Source organism: Chromobacterium subtsugae, from assembly GCF_001676875.1.
Classification (GTDB): Bacteria; Pseudomonadota; Gammaproteobacteria; order Burkholderiales; family Chromobacteriaceae; genus Chromobacterium; species Chromobacterium subtsugae.
Map to the genome: position 1 here is coordinate 41025 of NZ_JYKA01000012.1, position 18199 is coordinate 59223.

The 18199-nt window shown below is 49.2% G+C and carries 14 protein-coding genes; 12 read left to right on the forward strand and 2 right to left on the reverse strand.

What is annotated here, in order from left to right; genetic code table 11:
* Positions 1-439 precede the first annotated feature (439 nt).
* The 12 genes from MY55_RS14935 to MY55_RS22750 all read left to right on the forward strand — a co-directional run bounded on the left by MY55_RS14935 (position 440) and on the right by MY55_RS22750 (position 12171).
* On the forward strand, positions 440-1567 hold the full coding sequence (locus tag MY55_RS14935) for a glycosyltransferase family 4 protein (RefSeq protein ID WP_043579305.1): 1128 nt from the start codon (positions 440-442) through the stop codon (positions 1565-1567).
* Positions 1564-2496: a UDP-glucose 4-epimerase family protein gene (locus MY55_RS14940; RefSeq protein ID WP_047238276.1), complete on the forward strand. Its 933-nt coding sequence runs from the start codon at positions 1564-1566 to the stop codon at positions 2494-2496. Before MY55_RS14935 ends, MY55_RS14940 begins: the two co-directional genes overlap by 4 nt.
* Positions 2497-2574: 78 nt before the next feature.
* Positions 2575-3720, forward strand: coding sequence for a hypothetical protein (locus tag MY55_RS23595; RefSeq protein WP_146008424.1), 1146 nt, complete (start codon positions 2575-2577; stop codon positions 3718-3720).
* A 26-nt stretch (positions 3721-3746) separates the two neighbouring features.
* Positions 3747-4448 (forward strand): glycosyltransferase family 32 protein, encoded by a 702-nt coding sequence (locus MY55_RS22730; RefSeq protein ID WP_076097956.1) that lies wholly within the window; start codon positions 3747-3749, stop codon positions 4446-4448.
* The gene (locus MY55_RS23600; RefSeq protein WP_146008423.1) at positions 4445-5137 is read left to right on the forward strand and encodes a BUD32 family EKC/KEOPS complex subunit; all 693 of its coding nucleotides are present in this window, start codon (positions 4445-4447) and stop codon (positions 5135-5137) included. Before MY55_RS22730 ends, MY55_RS23600 begins: the two co-directional genes overlap by 4 nt.
* Positions 5134-6246 carry a nucleoside/nucleotide kinase family protein gene (locus MY55_RS23605; protein WP_157889331.1) on the forward strand — a complete coding sequence of 371 codons (1113 nt, stop codon included), beginning with the start codon at positions 5134-5136 and terminating at the stop codon, positions 6244-6246. Before MY55_RS23600 ends, MY55_RS23605 begins: the two co-directional genes overlap by 4 nt.
* A 1-nt stretch (position 6247) precedes the next feature.
* Complete coding sequence (locus tag MY55_RS22735) at positions 6248-7063, forward strand: polysaccharide deacetylase family protein (protein WP_080509335.1); 816 nt, start codon at positions 6248-6250, stop codon at positions 7061-7063.
* Positions 7064-7070: 7 nt separating this feature from the next.
* On the forward strand, positions 7071-8318 hold the full coding sequence (locus tag MY55_RS23610; RefSeq protein ID WP_152681982.1) for a lipopolysaccharide biosynthesis protein: 1248 nt from the start codon (positions 7071-7073) through the stop codon (positions 8316-8318).
* 21 nt (positions 8319-8339) lie between these two features.
* A complete protein-coding gene (locus MY55_RS22740) occupies positions 8340-9284 on the forward strand; it encodes a glycosyltransferase family 2 protein (protein ID WP_076097958.1) in 945 nt (314 codons plus the stop codon).
* Between the two features lie 197 nt (positions 9285-9481).
* A complete protein-coding gene (locus MY55_RS22745; RefSeq protein WP_081284705.1) occupies positions 9482-10171 on the forward strand; it encodes a GT-D fold domain-containing glycosyltransferase in 690 nt (229 codons plus the stop codon).
* Positions 10172-10313: 142 nt separating this feature from the next.
* A complete protein-coding gene (locus MY55_RS14950) occupies positions 10314-11504 on the forward strand; it encodes a UDP-N-acetylglucosamine 4,6-dehydratase (RefSeq protein WP_043579309.1) in 1191 nt (396 codons plus the stop codon).
* 1 nt (position 11505) lies between these two features.
* A complete protein-coding gene (locus tag MY55_RS22750; protein WP_047238203.1) occupies positions 11506-12171 on the forward strand; it encodes a sugar transferase in 666 nt (221 codons plus the stop codon).
* 55 nt (positions 12172-12226) lie between these two features.
* Here the strand turns inward: MY55_RS22750 and MY55_RS14955 are convergent, their stop codons facing one another.
* Together MY55_RS14955 and gltB are read right to left on the reverse strand one after the other, a co-directional pair.
* A complete protein-coding gene (locus tag MY55_RS14955; protein WP_047238204.1) occupies positions 12227-13645 on the reverse strand; it encodes an FAD-dependent oxidoreductase in 1419 nt (472 codons plus the stop codon).
* Positions 13646-13710: 65 nt separating this feature from the next.
* Positions 13711-18159 (reverse strand): glutamate synthase large subunit, encoded by a 4449-nt coding sequence (gltB, locus tag MY55_RS14960; RefSeq protein ID WP_047238205.1) that lies wholly within the window; start codon positions 18157-18159, stop codon positions 13711-13713.
* Positions 18160-18199: the final 40 nt, after the last annotated feature.

Below are 18199 nucleotides of genomic sequence, written 5' to 3' on the forward strand. Positions count from 1 at the left end.
AACACCACGCAAGTGCAAGCTAAGTTCATTCCTGACTGATAACAACAGTCAACCATCATGCTCACCGCCCGTTACATATCCACGTACCGCGCAGGCTACACGCCTCTACGCCTGGGCTCGCCAAGTGCGGGAACCAGCTTCCCGCAACGCCTGCCCAAGCGATGCCGTCCAGCGGATGCCGGACTGAACGGTTTAGCGCAGCGATGTCGCGCCGAACCTTAAGCATTGCAGTGGTACTGTGCAGCCCATTTGTCACGAACAGCATCAAGTTGACCATGTCAAGTTGGGCAACACCGCCACATTCCGGTACTATCACGCTAGCCGATTGCAGTACCCCTATTTGATCGAAATGGCCATTTAATCGATCCTAGTAATTTGACAAAAAATACAATCCCATAGTCATTTTTTGATATTTTCCGACAGGATAGACCAACAATAAATGAATAAAAAAATTATTTATTTCGTCACAGTTGATTGGTTTTTTTGTTCACATTTTCTTGCTAGAGCAGTCGCCGCAAAAGCACAAGGGTATGAAGTCTATGTACTGACCAATATTGACAAACATAAAGACAAAATATTGGCTGCAGGATTAAATATTATTGATATAAAGACTGATAGAAAGACTTTAAATCCATTTTCGTGGCTACAAACCTTATTAAAAGTTTACCAAGTCTATCGCACTGTAAAACCAGACATCGTTCATCACATAGCGCTGAAACCAATTTTACTAGGCAGCTTGGCTGCCAGAATGTCCAGTACTAGAAATGTAATCAACGCCATTGTAGGCGGTGGCTATGCATTCATCTCAAATGATATATCGATGAGAATGCTCCGCCCCATTATTCGTTTTACATTGGGCAAGTTGCTTAATCCCGCTGGCAGTAAAGTAGTATTTGAAAATACCGATGATTTAGATACGTTTACAAAATCTGGTCAAGTGCGTAGAGACTGTGCCGTCTTGATTCGTGGTGCAGGTGTGGATCCAAATCTTTTCCATACCAACCGAACAAAGCCCTCTAAGCCTATCGTTCTTCTTACCGCTAGGCTTCTCTGGGATAAAGGCATTGGAGAGTTTGTTGAAGCTGCCCGCTTGCTGCGACAGCGCAACATCAACGCGCGCTTTGTCATCGTTGGCGGCCAAGATCCAGGAAATCGTGCATCTATCGACCAAGAGACTTTATCAAGCTGGCACCAGGAAGGAGCCGTAGAACTTTGGGGATTTAGCGAAGACATTCCGAATATTCTGGCTCAATCCAGCATCATGTGCCTGCCGTCCTATCGAGAAGGCTTACCAAAATCTTTAATAGAAGCAATGGCAGCAAAGTTGCCATGCGTAACAACGGATGTGCCGGGATGTCGTGAAGCTGTCAGGCATAATGACAATGGTCTTTTGGTTCCTCCAAAAAATATTGCCGCTTTAGCAAAGGCCATTGAAACCTTGCTGCTAAACCATGAATTAAGCCATAAAATGGGGCTACGTGGATACGAACGGCTAGTAACTGAATTTTCTTCGGAAATAGTTATCAAAGACACCATATGTCTATATAAAGAATTGCTAGAACTATGAAAGCGCTAATTACAGGAGCCGATGGTTTCGTTGGCCGTCACCTTGTCCAAAATCTCTTGCATATAAATAACGAAGTCATTCCCACCTCCAGAAACGGGAACAATGGCTGCATCGCAACAGGAGATCTATCTGAAGACTATAACTGGTATCAGATATTGGCTGATTGCGACGTCGTTATCCATCTTGCTGCACGAGTGCATCAAATGCACGATACCGCACCTGATCCTCTTAGTGAATTTAGACGCGTCAACACTAGCGGAACCCTTCATCTTGCGAAGCAAGCGATTTCTGCGGGTGTTAAACGGTTTGTATTTATTAGCACGATCAAGGTGAATGGCGAGGAAAGTGCCATACCTTATTCCGAAAATAGCCCTCCACAGCCATCAGACCCTTATGCTTTATCCAAATGGGAAGCGGAACAGGGCCTGCTTCAACTTGCCAAAGACAGCACGATGGAGATTGTTATCATCCGGCCGCCACTAGTTTACGGCCCCGGCGTAAAGGGTAATTTTTCTTCACTGATCCAAATAGTAAAATATGGAATCCCGCTGCCATTTAAATCCATCAAAAACCTCCGCTCTCTCATCGGCTTATCGAATTTAGTCGATTTTATTATATTGTGCGCTGATAGAAATCGCTCGCCCAAAGCCGCCGGCCAAGTTTTTTTAATTTCTGACGGCTCGGACATTTCAACTCCTGAGTTGATAAAAAAGGTATCCGCCGCATGTCAGCTAAAACCAAGGTTGATTTGCTTTCCTCCATGCCTATTAAGGCTCGTAGCGGTATTTATGGGAAGAAAATCAGCTGCAGATCGCCTCCTCGGGTCATTGCAAGTAGATATTACGAAAGCTAGATCTATGCTGGGCTGGCAGCCTATAGCGACAATGGATCAGCAGCTTCACCAGATCACAAATCAAATAAAAAAATAAACTGTAGCGAATTTATATCAATACAGAAATTGCACCTTACTTTCAATTAACGCACACATTGCACATGGAAATCAATAAATGGGCGTTTTTTTGTATAGTACTGGCCATAAGCTCTACAAACAAAGCATTTTTTATGCTAACAAATGGATAGCTCCGCTATTTCGTGACGATAAAATTTTCCGCCGCAACTGCATATATCTTGCTCTTGCATTATTCACGTGGTGTTTACTACTAAGTCCGTTCCAATCGTCAAAAGAAGCTATAATTAGCGCGTCGCGATTGCTTGTTGAAACCTCGCTAGTTTTTGCGTTGATTAAATTTCAGCCACAAAATACGCCAAGATGGTGCTTTAAATTCATAATCTGGCTTGGCACTATCAATGGTATCATTGTTGTTTTCCAGATAATGGAAGGCCTAAACTATCTGGATATCGGCTTCAGCAAGATTATTACGGATGTTTGGAAACTCCCAGTAAACGAATATAGCCGGAAGCCAGGGCTATTTAGTGGATTTCAATCATCATCGTATATCTCATTCATGGCAATTGTACTGTTAATTCAGTATGAAAAAAGCAAGACTGGAATATTTGGAGCCATAAATTTTTTCACAATTTTTTTTGGCGCAAGGACTTTTCTTGTTTTCCTACCAGCGTTTGCATTAATAAATAGAAGAATTTTAGCTTATTTTGTATTCATTAACATAGCGCTGTTAGGTACGACAAACATTTTAGACAGCCATGCTTATGTGAAAATGATGGTATCCCATTTAAAAACCAGAGTTTTCCCGGCAATGGATGCTGTATACACTCTGCGCCCCGGTATAAGCGAGAGCGCAAGTGACACATTTACCCAATACCAAATAACCCCTCAGGACATAAACAAAAAATCTGAGGCTGTAGAGAATACAATAGCAGCCGGGAATAAATTTCCTTATAAACAGCTGCTACTTGGAAATGGTATGCCGAGGTATTCTAAAGAAGGAGGCCTAGACACTATGCTAAGTAGATGGCTAAAGCAATCAGGTGCTCCAGCAGCTATTTTAGTTAGCTTACTAACACTATTAATTTGTCTAAAAATTGGCAGTAAAAAAGGACTCGTGAATAAGGTGTTGATGCTTGCGTTATTGCTATCCAGCGTCAAAGGAGAACTAGTCACTGCCACGCTTATTTTCAGTTCGCTTCTTATTTACTCGCTAACTGACTTTGATTTACAAAAAAACTATTAAGCTCATAAAAAGTCGAGGGCACCATCATGATCCCAAAGATCATTCATCATATCTGGCTTGGCGATAATGATTTACCAGCTCAGTTTAAAAAATTTATCGATGATGCGCGTGAACTATTGCCCGATTATGAATTTAAACTCTGGAATGAAAGTAATATCGACTTAGAGAGTCCATTTGTAAAAAGAAATTATGCCGCTAAAAACTGGGCCTTTGTTTCTGATTATGTTCGGTTCAAAATACTTTCCGAAGAAGGTGGAATTTATCTAGACACCGATATGGAAGTTCTAAAAAATTTTGATGAACTATTGGATTGTTCAGGCTTTGCTGGACTCAATCGACAAGAAAGTGCAATTTATTGCGGAATAATAGGATGCATGAAGGGTCTTCCATTGATGACAGCCGTACTGAAAAAGTATGATCAGCTTCCAGATGGAGTTAATCCTACATCACCTGATATTTTAACCCAAGCATATATAGAAATCCAGGAAAGCTCATTTTTAATTTACCCAGCCCAAGCATTCTACCCGACTGAAGAAGGCGAAAAAATTACAAAGCAGTCACTTATCGAATCATATACAATTCATCACTGGGGTGAAAGTTGGAGATCATACGTCCACCTTCGCCGCGTACTACGCAGAATCGGGCTTATGGGCATATATCACAAATTCACCCGGAAAAAGGGTATCCTGAAATCTAATCTTCACATTCATTCAGGCCCATTAGCGTGAGTAAGCCAGAAGTTTTTGAAAAGAGTTTTCCTTATCTTAACCCTGATGATGTGCAACACTTGTACCGCCATAGTCTAGCCGTTGAAAGATCCATCGATGGTATTAGTGATATAACCACCCCTCGGGTTCTGGCATGTGACGGGCTATCCATACATTATCAGTATCTCGAATTAGGTGATTCATTCCACCATGTACTATCAGGCGACACGGACAGCAATGACTATCTATTTAGAATTGGAAAAGCGCTTAAAGCTATCCATTCATATCAACTAAGCGAAAATACTCGGAGCCTGCTTCATAGTGATTTTGTTCCGCATAATATTTTTATATCTGGAACGAAAATTACTCTGATTGATCCACATCCGCCGGAGAAGCTTGATTTCTCTACAGACCGTTTGTATGGAAATCCCTATTCTGAAATCGTGGATTTCATATTTTGCTTAATGTCGGATGTTGGTTTTAAACGTTCAATAACCAAGCTAGGTCTGAACGTCAGCCATGCTAGTAGTTTTTTTGATGGATATGGGAAAAGTAATCTAAGAATACACAATTTTTTCCGACCTATTTTTTATAAGTGCAAGGATAGCTATATATTGAAACGACGAGCAGGTTTTCCTTTAACACACGCGACTCTGCATTGTGTTTCCGGTAGTATACTGACGCTCCTCGTTTTATGGAAGGCATTATGATTGCCCAAGACTTGTGTACTCTCTTGCAGCGTGAATTCGGCTGCCGGCTATTATCAGAGATCGGGCCTGCTCCTGCTGATATTGATATTTTTGTGCCAATAGAGCATCGTGATGCTGTAGCCAGAAAAGTAGAGGCTTATGGTTTTATTCGCTGCGGTGTTGATCATGGCCAATTAGATTATCGTCTTTATGAAGATGGAAAACTGTATATCCTTGACCTATTAAGCGAATTTCAAGTTTATACGCGCTATATCACATGTTTAAAATTAAATAATAACGGTAATGAGGCGATAGGGAAATCGCCAGTTCTGCACAAAGCGTTTAAATATCTTTGCCTCAATCGAATTGATAAATTTGACTTTGTACAGCAGCACATTACTCAAATAACTGCTTTTTTACGAGAAACTTCAAACTTTGAATGGCTTCATCCCAAAGTGTTGAACAGCGCTGCATCAGGTTCAGCGGAAGCTCTGATCCAAGTATTCGCCTGCTCATTGCTTGGCAGATACACCTCGCGAGATTTCATCCGCGCCAAGTTAATAAATCCGATACTCATGAGGTATAAAAGGATTGGAAGAGGTCTCTCTATAGCGTTTGTTGGACCAGATGGTTCTGGAAAGTCTTTTATCATAGACAAGCTATCCCAGGCAGCCTCTAGCAAACAAATTTATATGGGGGATTGGTTTTTCTTCTTTCAAAAATTTTATAGCTTTTTGATAAAAATACCATCCCCTTACAACCGGGTTGTATATTTAATATATCCTATTGAGAATTATTTAAGGACATTAAAGGTTCTCTTTTTCCGATCGATTGGAAAGTTAGTTCTTATTGACAGATTCCCAGGCACAAACCGCAATGTCATTCACCAAGGTCTACTAGGGAAAATCAATCGAATTACATTTAAAATTTTTCCCAAACCAAACTTGATCGTATTATTGCTGGCTCGCCCTGAGGTTGTATATGCAAGAAAGCAGGAGCTGACCGTTGAAGAAATTCGAGAGATGCAAAATCAACTACAGCTATTGCTTAAAGATACTCCGCATTTATTTCTAGATACAGAACAGCTGGATCCTGCATTGAATCAGCTATTAAAATTTATAGAGGTATGATGTGTTTATCAAACCCAGTATCATTAAAAGCAGGTTGCGTGTATTTCTTTCACTAGTACTTTTCACGCTTGCAAAAATTATTCCTTTTTACTCGAAAGAGTATAAAGGAAAAACTAGAGTGATTTTGTTTCATCACATAGACACGCAGCGTCAGTTTGAAAAAATTGTAAAAAAACTATCTGAAAAATACAACCTTATTGGATTTGATGATTACTTGGCTGGTAAAAAAAATCCATCAAAACTGAATTTGATCTTGGCGTTTGACGACGGCTACTTGTCATGGAAAACTAATGCTTACCCCGTGTTAAAAAAATACTGTGTACGGCCTTTATTTTTTCTGAATTCAGATTTTGTAGATTTGGGTATTGAAGATGCTCATCGCTATTGTGAAAATGTCATCCATACATGGGCGGAACCGTCTCTTACTTGGAAGGATGTACAAGAACTATTTTCTTATGGAGCAGAGATTGGCGGACACTGCGAACTGCACCTTGACTTGTCCGCCATTTCAACTGGTGCAACTGCACATAGCGCAATTGAAAATGATAAAGTCCGAATAGAGAAAAATCTAAATCATGACATCCGAAGCTTTGCGTATCCGTTTGGCAGATACACACCGGAAAGCGTGGCGAGCGTCAGCAAGATTGGCTACCAGTATGGATTTACCTGTGAAGCAGGCTATCTAGAAGATGCCGTGGATCCGCTACGGCTGCCGCGGACGAATATCGGGATGCGTCCTCCGATTGCCATATGCGCTGCAGCAGAAGGCTGGCTTGAAGTGATAACCGACATTTTTGCGTATATTAAAAAAAGATAATGAATTGATGAGAATCGGCAGCTTGAAATTACTTGTCAAAAATTTTTCCGCGCAAGGTCTAAATACCTTACTTGGCCTAGTATTTACTATTGCTGGCGCACGTTTGATGAGCTTGGCTGATTATGGCGAACTTCGCTATATGATGACATTACTTCCATTACTGATGGCTTGTACTCTGCCAGGATTCGATTCGATCATACTTAGAAAAGCCAACCTGCGTGAGCAGGTTCCATTGCGGAATATATTCTATATCCGCTTGGTTACAGGTTGCGTCGGTGCACTGAGTGTTTCCGTTGCACTGTACTTCTTTTCGCCTGCACTCAGTGCGTCATTGAAATTTCTCCTCCTCATTACCGCCCTACTTTTGCCTTTCTTTGAAACTGCAACAGGATATAAAAACTACTTGATAGGCATTGGACTACGTAATCAAAGCTTGAACCTAGTATTTTTTTCTAGGCTTACTAGCATGTTGCTGTTCCTCTTGCTAGGACTATTGATTTACTCCCATTACCTTAGTCCTCTGTGGATCTATCCATCCTACTTGCTTGCTATTATATTGCCTACTATCTGGACTTTTTCCCTGATCGCTCGGAAAATCCGACATGCGGAGAATTTCTTCCCGATAAAATGGCACGCACTCATTTTACCAGCAGCTGTCTCAACCATAGCTAGTTTAACGTACACATACGCTTATTCGATGGATAAGCTCTGGATACGTAATTTATCCGGCGCGCAAGCCTTGGCCATATATTCTATTTTGGTTATGGTTCCTCAGGAGCTGGCGAAATTATGCGATGCCTCTTTTCCTTTGTACTATAAACGCTTATTTTTTGATCACAATACTGAAAAGAGGAAAATCCATAGAAGCCGCACACTATTTTTCTTGCTGGCGGCAATCATTGTATTATTTCTTTACGCAAGCGCTTTCGAAGTTTTTTCACCATGGATATTCGGGGAAAAGTATAGTTACCCATTTTATTTATGCTTATTATCCGGGATGTTGATATTTGGGCAAGCCTTTGAATACTTTAATAGCCATAAAATTTTTGCCCATCATGGATCTCGTGGCCAATTTATTTACACATTGCTTAACTTGGCTCTATGTTCTATTTTCATCCCGATTGGTATAAAGCTTGGCGGTCTAAGTGGCCTTCTGCTTGCTTTGCTCTTCAAGCAATTGCTACTCCCTATTTTTTACTACTCTGGGGTATCTATTACCTCGAAGTTGCATTTCGACAGTCGAAAATTTTTCTAATATTGAAACAGTGAGCTATTGATGCGTCTGTCTGTTATTATTTCAACACTCAGTCGGAAAGAAACACTAGTTCGTTTACTAGAAAACATCTCCCGGCAAACAAAGCTACCAGAAGAGATTATAATTGTAGAGGCTGGATCGGGTGATCTCGAACCATCTGATATTCCAGTCTCAATTAGAGAGCTGGTCATTACAATTTATGCATATCAAGCTTCTCTTGCCTATTCTAGAGAATCTGGCAGAAAGACGGCGACAGGCGATATAATCGTCTTTTTTGATGATGACATTGTAATACCAGATACCTATATTGAAGATGTCACATCCTACATGCAAGAAAATCCCGATGTAATGGGAGTTGGTGGCCCATACACGGATGAAAATGTGGCCAAGCGTGTAGATAAAAGTTTATGGATTGGCCGCCTGCTTGGCATTTACGCAGATGGCCACAGTAATCGCATTCTCAAGTCTGGTTGGGCTGACTATGTTCGATCAGAATATTTAAACGATATCACGCCTGCACAATGGTTATTTGGTTGCAATGGCGCATACCGTGCGGATGCTTTTGTGGTTCCTTCAGTATGTATTCAAAAAGATATGGCGACTTGGTCTTTTCTAGAAGATGTCGTACTTGGGGCCATGCTGACACGACAATACGGCATGTGCTTGCGAATATTGCCAAAACTTGCAGTACGACATGCCCCTCCCGCAAGTTTTGGCAGTATAAATAAATCAACGCTACGTATGCGTATACTATATCGCTATATTTTTTGGCGCGATTTTCTTGATGGCGTTTGTGCTCCATCTCTGCCTGCATTTTTGATCGGAATGATTGCAAACCTCTTGTTAATGTTGAAACAAGAGCGTGCATTATGGGTAGCGCGCGAGTGCTTTCAGTCATTGATATTTATTTATCGCAATCCAAAAATATCCTGGCAACATGCCAATGATTTTATCTTTGATAAATAAGTTATATTTATTTGCTTTTAATTGGAGTTTTTCATGAGTTTGTTATTCCGCAGCATCAGCGTCTTCGGTCGCTTCCCCTTCGTAAGACTCATACAAGTAATCGACAACCCGCGCTATCTGTTGCACATAATTAAAAAAACTTAATTTATAAAAGATCCAAGATTGACTACACCGATAAATATTCAGCATTCACTTTTATGAGTGGGCAAGAATCACTTGAGGACTTGATAAAAAATAAGAAAAGTTTAGCACGTTTCAGCGATGGTGAATTTGAACAGATTGTCGGCGCTGGTGAGTACCCCCCTGATTCTGACTGGTGTCAAAAATGGTCCAAGCCATTAATTGATGACATGCTGAAAACCCTTTCCTCTGAGGATGATCGCTTACTTGTTGCCGTAGACCCACCATCGACATTCCTTGGGACGCGGGATTCAACTCACAGCATTCGCTTTGAATACAATATGTGGGTAGATATGCGCCGGCTGATGTGGACATTCCTCTGCCCGGGAAGGTCATATGGCCATAGCCATTTATTCATAGAGGCCAACTCCCCAGACTTTAATTGGGCGCAATTTAAAGACCATTTACGCGAAAAACATGTCATTGTTGCCACAGGAAATACCGACAAAATAAGCGATCTTAACTTAGGGTTAAAAACATACTTCGTAGAGTGCGGCACAGAAAATGCCTACGAGCGAAAATCTATCATAAAAGATAATATATCGAATCTTATCAAGAACAATGGGCTTGATAAAAATAATGTACTTGTTTTATTGAGCCTAGGACCCACTGCTGGTATTTTGGCGCGTGAATTTATTGATGATGACATTTGTGCTTGGGATACCGGTCATATGTTTAAATTTGCAGCTAAAAAATTTTCTGCGTGACATGTGAATTAATTTCTTAACGAACAAATAAAGAAAATTGCCAACACTAAATAATGCACTACCACTCTGTTTTGCATAAAAATCAAACCGGTTTGGAAGTGATTTTAGCTGCGTGCTAACTTATTTATAGAAGACAACTCCTATGGATAGCACTCTAAAATTGATTGGACGTACCGCGCCATTATTTGGTGCGGACATCACTCAACATAAGCAGGATTTGGAAGAAATCGTTGCTGAAAGCAGTTTTCTGGTCATCGGTGGAGCTGGCTCTATTGGCCAAGCCGTAGTACGCGAGATCTTCAAACGTAATCCAAAAGTATTGCATGTTGTCGATATCAGTGAAAACAACATGGTCGAGCTCGTACGTGATCTACGCAGCACCCTTGGGTATATCGATGGGGACTTCCGCACCTTCTCTATCGACTGCAATGGGCCGGAATTTGATGCCTTGATGTCTTGGGGAAAGGGCTACGATTATGTGCTCAACTTATCGGCATTGAAGCATGTCCGTAGCGAAAAAGACCCATTCACCTTGATGAGGCTGATAAAGGTCAATATCCTCAATACTATCAGCACGTTGAAACATGCTAAAAATAGTGGCGCCAAAAAATATTTCTGCGTGTCCACCGATAAGGCCGCTAACCCAGTCAATATGATGGGGGCCAGCAAGCGCATCATGGAAAAATTTTTGATGCGCGAGAGCCTTGACCTAGCTATTTCTACCGCCCGCTTTGCCAATGTAGCATTTTCGGATGGGTCGCTACTGCACGGATTCAATCAGCGCTTTACAAAACGCCAGCCTATTTCTGCACCTAGCGATATTCAGCGATATTTCGTCACGCCGCAAGAATCTGGGGAGCTTTGCTTGATGTCTTGCTTGCTAGGTCAAAACCGGGAGATTTTCTTTCCCAAACCAAGTCATGATCTTCAGCTGACTAGTTTTTCTGATATCGCAAGCCGATATCTGGAGCAGCTGGGATACACCCCCTACCCATGCAGCTCGGAAGAAGAAGCCAGAGAGAAAGCCTCCGCGCTAATTGCTGACAAGAAATGGCCCTGCTACTTTTTCTCTAGCGATACGACCGGAGAAAAGAGTTATGAAGAATTTTTCACTGAAAGAGAAATTCTCGACATGGCACGATTCCAAAACATTGGGATTATTAAAAATGACCCCGCTTTCGATGAGCAGGCACTGAATTCATTCCTGGATGGTATCCAGAAATTGAATCAAAACGGCCGCTGGGAAAAAATTGAAATCGTATCGCTTTTTGAAGCAATCCTGCCTGAGTTTTCACACTTGGAGACTGGGAAATATCTGGACGGAAGAATGTAATATGCAGCGTTTTTTTGACATATTTTTTTCAGCAATAGCATTGCTGATTTTATCTCCCTTGCTGATACCCATCATGATCGCTTTGCGGCTGACAGGCGAAGGTGAGATTTTTTACAAGCAAAACCGAATAGGTCACGGCGGGAAAAGCTTTGGCCTGTTGAAGTTTGCAACCATGTTGAAGAATAGCCCTAATATAGGTTCAGGCAATATAACTCTCAAGAATGATCCGAGAGTGCTGCCGATGGGGAATTTTCTCAGAAAAACAAAAATCAATGAACTGCCTCAACTAATTAATATTTTGACTGGAGACATGAGTGTTATCGGCCCTCGCCCTTTGACTAAAGATAATTTTGATATTTACCCTGTGTCGGTAAAATCCGCCTTATATAAAATACGGCCAGGTCTTTCAGGAATTGGTTCAATCGTGTTCCGAGCTGAAGAAAACATGCTGGACAATCGAGAAGATCCACGGGATTACTACTGTAAATTCATCGCTCCTTACAAAGGCGAGCTGGAACGCTGGTATACCGAGAAAAAGAATGGGATTTTATACTTTACTTTGATTTTCCTTACCGTGTGGGTCGTATTATTTCCGAATTCAAAGATAATCTGGAAAACCTTCCCAGACTTGCCTTTACCACCGCAAGAGCTGAAAGAGTTTATTTAATTTAATCAAAAAAAGGCTATGCCCATACAGGCATAGCCTTTTTACGCGGAACAACTCACTTTTCAAAACTGGCCAAGATGCCCTCAGCAGCCTCCCTGCCTTCGAACACCGCTCTCACCACCAAGTCCGCGCCTCTTACCATATCGCCGCCAGCGAAAATTTTGGGGTTGGCTGTCTGATATTTGAAGCCCTTGGCTACTCGCGACGACACCATCGTCCGTCCGCTGCCATCCACCTCGATCCCCTGGCTGGAGAACCATGGCGCCGCGGAAGCCTGAAAGCCAAAAGCAATCAGCACATGATCGCACTCCACCACTTCTTCCGAGCCGGGAATGACCTCCGCCTTTCGCCGCCCCTTGGCATCTGGCGCGCCCAGGCGCGTCTCCGCTAGCTTGACCGCCAACGTGCCGCCTATCATCGGTTCGATGGCGATGGGCTGGCGGTTCCACAGAAACTCCACCCCCTCCTCCCTGGCGTTGGCGACTTCGCGCTTGGAGCCGGGCATATTGGCCTCATCGCGGCGGTAAGCGCAGATCACGCGCTTGGCGCCCTGGCGGATCGCGGTGCGGTTGCAGTCCATCGCGGTATCGCCGCCGCCCAGCACCATCACCCGCTTGCCGCGCATGGACAGCGGCGCCTCGCCCTTGGGCAGCGTGCCCAGATTCTGCCGCACGTTATTGATCAAGTAAGGCAAGGCCTCCAGCACCCCCGGACTGTCTTCGCCCTGGAAACCGCCCTTCATGTACTGGTAGGCACCCATGCCCATGAAAACCGCGTCGTGCTGCTTGAGCAGCTTGTCGATGGAAATATCCTTGCCGACTTCGGTATTGAGCACGAAGCGCACGCCCATGCCCTCCAGTATCTCGCGCCGGCGGCGGACCACGTCCTTCTCCAGCTTGAATTCCGGGATGCCGAATGTCAGCAGGCCGCCGATCTCTTCATAGCGGTCGTACACCACCGGCTTCACGCCGTTGCGCGCCAACACATCGGCGCAGGCCAGGCCGGCCGGCCCGGCGCCTATCACCGCCACCGTCTTGTCGGTCCATACCACCCTGGACATGTCCGGCCGCCAGCCGGCCTTGAACGCCTCGTCGGTGATGTACTTTTCGATGCTGCCGATCGACACCGCGCCGAAACCGCCCTGGTTCAGCGTACAGGCGCCTTCGCACAAACGGTCTTGCGGGCAGACGCGGCCGCAGATCTCCGGCAGGCTGTTGGTCTGGTGCGACAACTCCGCCGCCTCGAACAAGCGGCCCTCCTCCACCAGTTTCAGCCAGTTGGGGATGTAGTTGTGCACCGGGCATTCCCATTCGCAATAGGGGTTGCCGCAAGACAGGCAGCGGCCGGCCTGGTCGGCGGCGTCCACAGCGTGCAGCGGCTGGTAGATTTCCTTGAATTCAATCTTGCGCACGGATGCTTCAACCTTGTCGCCGGGATTGCGCGACAACTTCATGAACTGGAATACATCGGACATCTTGTTCTCTCCCGCGGGGATGGGCGGCGCCTTCTTGCGCCGCCGCGTATCGATTCAACCGGCGCTTAGTCTTTCAGCAGGCTTTCCAGCTTGGCGGCCTTGGGCTTCACCAGCCAGAAGTAGTCGACGTAGTCGTCGAAGTTCTGCAGCATCGCGCGGCCGGTTTCCGAGCCGGTCAGTTCCACGTGCTTGGCGATCTTCTCCAGCAGGAAGGCGCGATACATGCCCATCGCCTCGCCATTGATCAAGTGGATGTCGATCAGCTCGTTGTTGTAGCGGTAAGCGAACTTCTCGCCCGGGTCGTAGACGAAGGCGAAGCCGCCGGTCATCCCCGCGCCGAAGTTGTAGCCGGTTTCGCCCAGCACCACGACCGTGCCGCCGGTCATGTATTCGCAGCAGTGGTCGCCGGCGCCCTCGATCACCGCCAAGGCGCCGGAGTTGCGCACGCCGAAGCGTTCGCCGGCGATGCCGGCGGCGAACAGCTGGCCGCCGGTGGCGCCGTACAGGCAGGTATTGCCGATGATGATGGATTCGCTGGCCTTGTAGCCGGCATCCTTGGGCGGATAGATGGTGACGCGGCCGCCGGCCATGCCCTTGCCTACGTAATCGTTGGCGTCTCCCTCCAGCTCCAGGTGCAGGCCGGCCGCGTTCCACACGCCGAAGCTCTGGCCGGCGCTGCCGGTGAATTTCACTTTCAGACAGCCGAACGGCAAGCCGGCCGCGCCGTGGACGCGGGCGATCTCGCCGGACAGCCGCGCGCCTATCGAGCGGTGGGTGTTTTCGATCGGGTATTCCAGCTCCAGCATCTGCCTGTTGCGGATGGCCGGCAGCGCGTCTTGCAGGATCTGCTCGGCCAGTTCGCCCTTGTCGAACGACGGGTTGCTGTCCGCCACGCAGAAGCGCGGCTCGCTGTCCGGCACCGTGCCTTGCGACAGCAGCGGACGCAGGTCCAGCTTGTGCTGCTTGTCGCTCTCGCCCTCCAGCAATTCCAGCAGATCCATGCGGCCGATCAACTCCTCCATGGAGCGCACGCCCAGCTTGGCCATCCACTCGCGGGTTTCGCGCGCGATGAACAGGAAGTAGTTGACCACCATGTCCGGCAAGCCGGTGAAGTACTTGGAGCGCAGCTTGACTTCCTGTGTCGCCACGCCGGTGGCGCAGTTGTTCAGGTGGCAGATGCGCAGGTATTTGCAGCCCAGCGCCACCATCGGCCCGGTGCCGAAGCCGAAGCTCTCGGCGCCCAGGATGGCGGCCTTGACGACATCCAGGCCGGTTTTCAGGCCGCCGTCGGTCTGCACCCGCACCCGGCCGCGCAGGCCGTTGGCGCGCAGCACCTGCTGCGCCTCGGACAGGCCCAGCTCCCACGGCGAGCCGGCGTACTTGACCGAAGTCAGCGGCGAGGCGCCGGTGCCGCCGTCGTAGCCGGAGATGGTGATCAAGTCGGCATAGGCCTTGGCCACGCCGGCGGCGACGGTGCCGACCCCCGGCTCGGCCACCAGCTTCACCGACACCAGCGCCGTCGGGTTCACCTGCTTCAGGTCGAAAATCAGCTGCGCCAGGTCTTCGATGGAATAGATGTCGTGGTGCGGCGGCGGCGAGATCAGGCTGACGCCCTCCTTGGCATGGCGCAGCCGCGCGATCAGGCCGGACACCTTGTCGCCGGGCAACTGGCCGCCCTCGCCCGGCTTGGCGCCCTGCGCCACCTTGATCTGCAGCACCTCGGCGTTGACCAGATAGTGCGGTGTGACGCCGAAGCGCCCGGACGCCACCTGCTTGATCTTGGACATCTTCTCGGTGCCATAGCGCGCCGCGTCCTCGCCGCCCTCGCCGGAATTGGAGCGGCCGCCCAGCCGGTTCATCGCGATGGCCAGCGCCTCGTGCGCTTCCGGGCTCAGCGCTCCCAGCGACATGCCGGCCGAATCGAAGCGCTTGACGATGGCCTCCACCGGCTCCACCGCGTCGATCTCCAGCGCTTGCTCGGCCAGCTTCAGGCTCATCAGGTCGCGCAGCATCGCCACCGGGCGGGTGTTCACCGTTTCGGCGTATTGCAGGTAGGCGTCGTAGTCGTCGTTCTGCACCGCCTTTTGCAGCAGCTGCACCACGTCGGGGTTGTAGGCGTGGTATTCCTCGCCGTGCACGTACTTGAGCAGGCCGCCTTGGGCGATGCCGCGCATCGGATTGAAAGCCAGCCGCGCCAGTTGCTTCTGGTCGGCCTCGAAGTCTTCGAAATTGGCGCCGGACACCCGCGACACCGTGCCCTTCAGGCACTGCGCGACCACGTCCTCGTGAATGCCCACCGCCTCGAACAGCTGCGCGCCGCGGTAGGAGGCGATGGTGGAGATGCCCATTTTGGACAGCACCTTGAGCAGGCCCTTGTTGATGCCCTTGCGGTAGTGCTGCAGCGCCTCGTTGGCCTTCAGCGCCACCTCGCCGCTGTTCACCAGGTCGATGATGCTTTGGTAGGCCAGGTAGGGGTAGACCGCGGTGGCGCCGTAGCCCAGCACGCAGGCCATCTGGTGCGCGTCGCGCACCGCCGCGGTTTCCACCACGATATTGGTCTTGCAGCGCAGGCCGGCGTCAATCAAGGCGTGGTGGACCGCGCCGGTGGCGAACAAGGCGTGGATGGGCAGGCGCTGGCCGGTGGCGTGGCGGTCGGACAGCACCACCACCACCGTGCCCTCCTGCACCGCCTCCACCACGTGCCGGGTCAGACAGCAAAGCGCCTCGCGCAGCGTGGTCTCGCCCGGGTCGTAGCACAGGTCGAAATTGGTGGCCTTCAGATAGCTCTCCGGCCGGGTGGTGACGCGGGTGAATTTCTCGTGGCTGAGCACCGGGCTGCGCACCTCCAGCCGCTTCGCGTGTTCGGCGCTCTCCTCGAACATATTGCGTTCCGGACCGAACACCGTGTTCAGCGACATCACCACCGCCTCGCGGATCGGGTCGATAGGCGGGTTGGTCACCTGAGCGAACTGCTGGCGCAGGTAATCGAACGGCGAGCGGGCCTTCTGGCTCAGCACCGCCATCGGCGTGTCGTCGCCCATCGAGCCCACCGCCTCCTGGCCGTCCTCGGCCAGCACGCGCAGGATCTGGTCGCGCTCCTCGCGGCTGAAGTTGAACATCTTCTGCAGCCGCGCCAACTCATCCTTGGACAGCGGCTCGACGCCGGCGTCGTCCTCTATCGACAGCTCCAGGTACTTGGCGCTGTCCTTGATCCACTGCCGATAGGGTTTGGCGCTTTTCAGCTGGGCGTCTATCTCTTCCGGCAGCAGCAATTCGCCGTTGGCCAGGTCGGCGCCGAACAGTTGGCCCGGCTTGACCCGGCCCTTCTTCACCACGTCCTGCGCGCGGTAGTCCCACACGCCCACTTCGGAGGCGATGGTGAGAATATTGTCCTTGGTCAGCACCCAGCGCGCCGGGCGCAGGCCGTTGCGGTCCAGCATGCAGGCGGCGTAGCGGCCGTCGGTCAGCACGATGCCAGCCGGACCGTCCCAGGGCTCCATATGCATCGAGTTGAATTCGTAGAAGGCGCGCAGGTCCTTGTCGGTGCTATCGACGTTCTGCCAGGCCGGCGGCACCAACAGGCGCAAGGCGCGGAACAGCGGGATGCCGCCCATCAGCAAGCCTTCCAGCATATTGTCCAGGCTCATCGAGTCCGAACCGTCGGTCTGGACGATGGGCCGCACCGCGTCCATGTCCAGATGCGGCGAAGCCATGATGCGCTCGCGCGCGCGCGCCCAGTTGCGGTTGCCCTGCACGGTGTTGATCTCGCCGTTGTGGGCGAGGAAGCGGAACGGCTGCGCCAGCTTCCATTGCGGCCAGGTGTTGGTGGAGAAGCGCTGGTGGAACACCGCCAGGCTGGACTCGAAGCGCGGGTCGGCGAGATCGGGGAAAAACACTGCCAGGTGATCCGGCGTCACCAAGCCTTTATAGGAGATGGTATGCGGCGACAGCGTGGGCAGATAGAAATGCGGGTCGTCCTGGCGGTTGGCCTTCTCCGCCAGCCGGCGGCCCATGTAGAGCCGACGCTGGAAAGCCAGCTCGTCCATGCCGAACGGACAGTTCACGAACACCTGGACGATGGCCGGCAGCGACGCCAGCGCCGCCTCGCCGCAGGCGCTCACGTCGGTGGGCACCACGCGGAAACCGGCCACTTCCAGTTGCTGAGCTTCCAGCTGTTCGCGCAGACGCGCCAGGCTGCGTTCGCCCAGCGCCCGCTCCGGGTGGTGGAACACCAGGCCCGCGGCGTACACTGACTTCAGCGCGATGCCGGCCTCCAGGGCCACCTCGCGCAAAAAGCCGTCCGGTTTCTTGAACAGCAGGCCGCAGCCGTCGCCAGACTTGCCGTCCGCGGCCACCGCGCCGCGGTGGGTCAGCTTGGCCAGCGAGGAAATGGCGGTGGCCACCAGCCAGTGGCTGGGCTTGTCGTCCAGTTGGGCGATCAGGCCGAAGCCGCAGCTGTCCTGCTCGAACTCCGGTTTATACAATGTGCCTTGCAGGCGGCTCTGTCTGTCCATTTCTCTGCCCATTTATACTTTGTAGTGATGGCTTCGATTC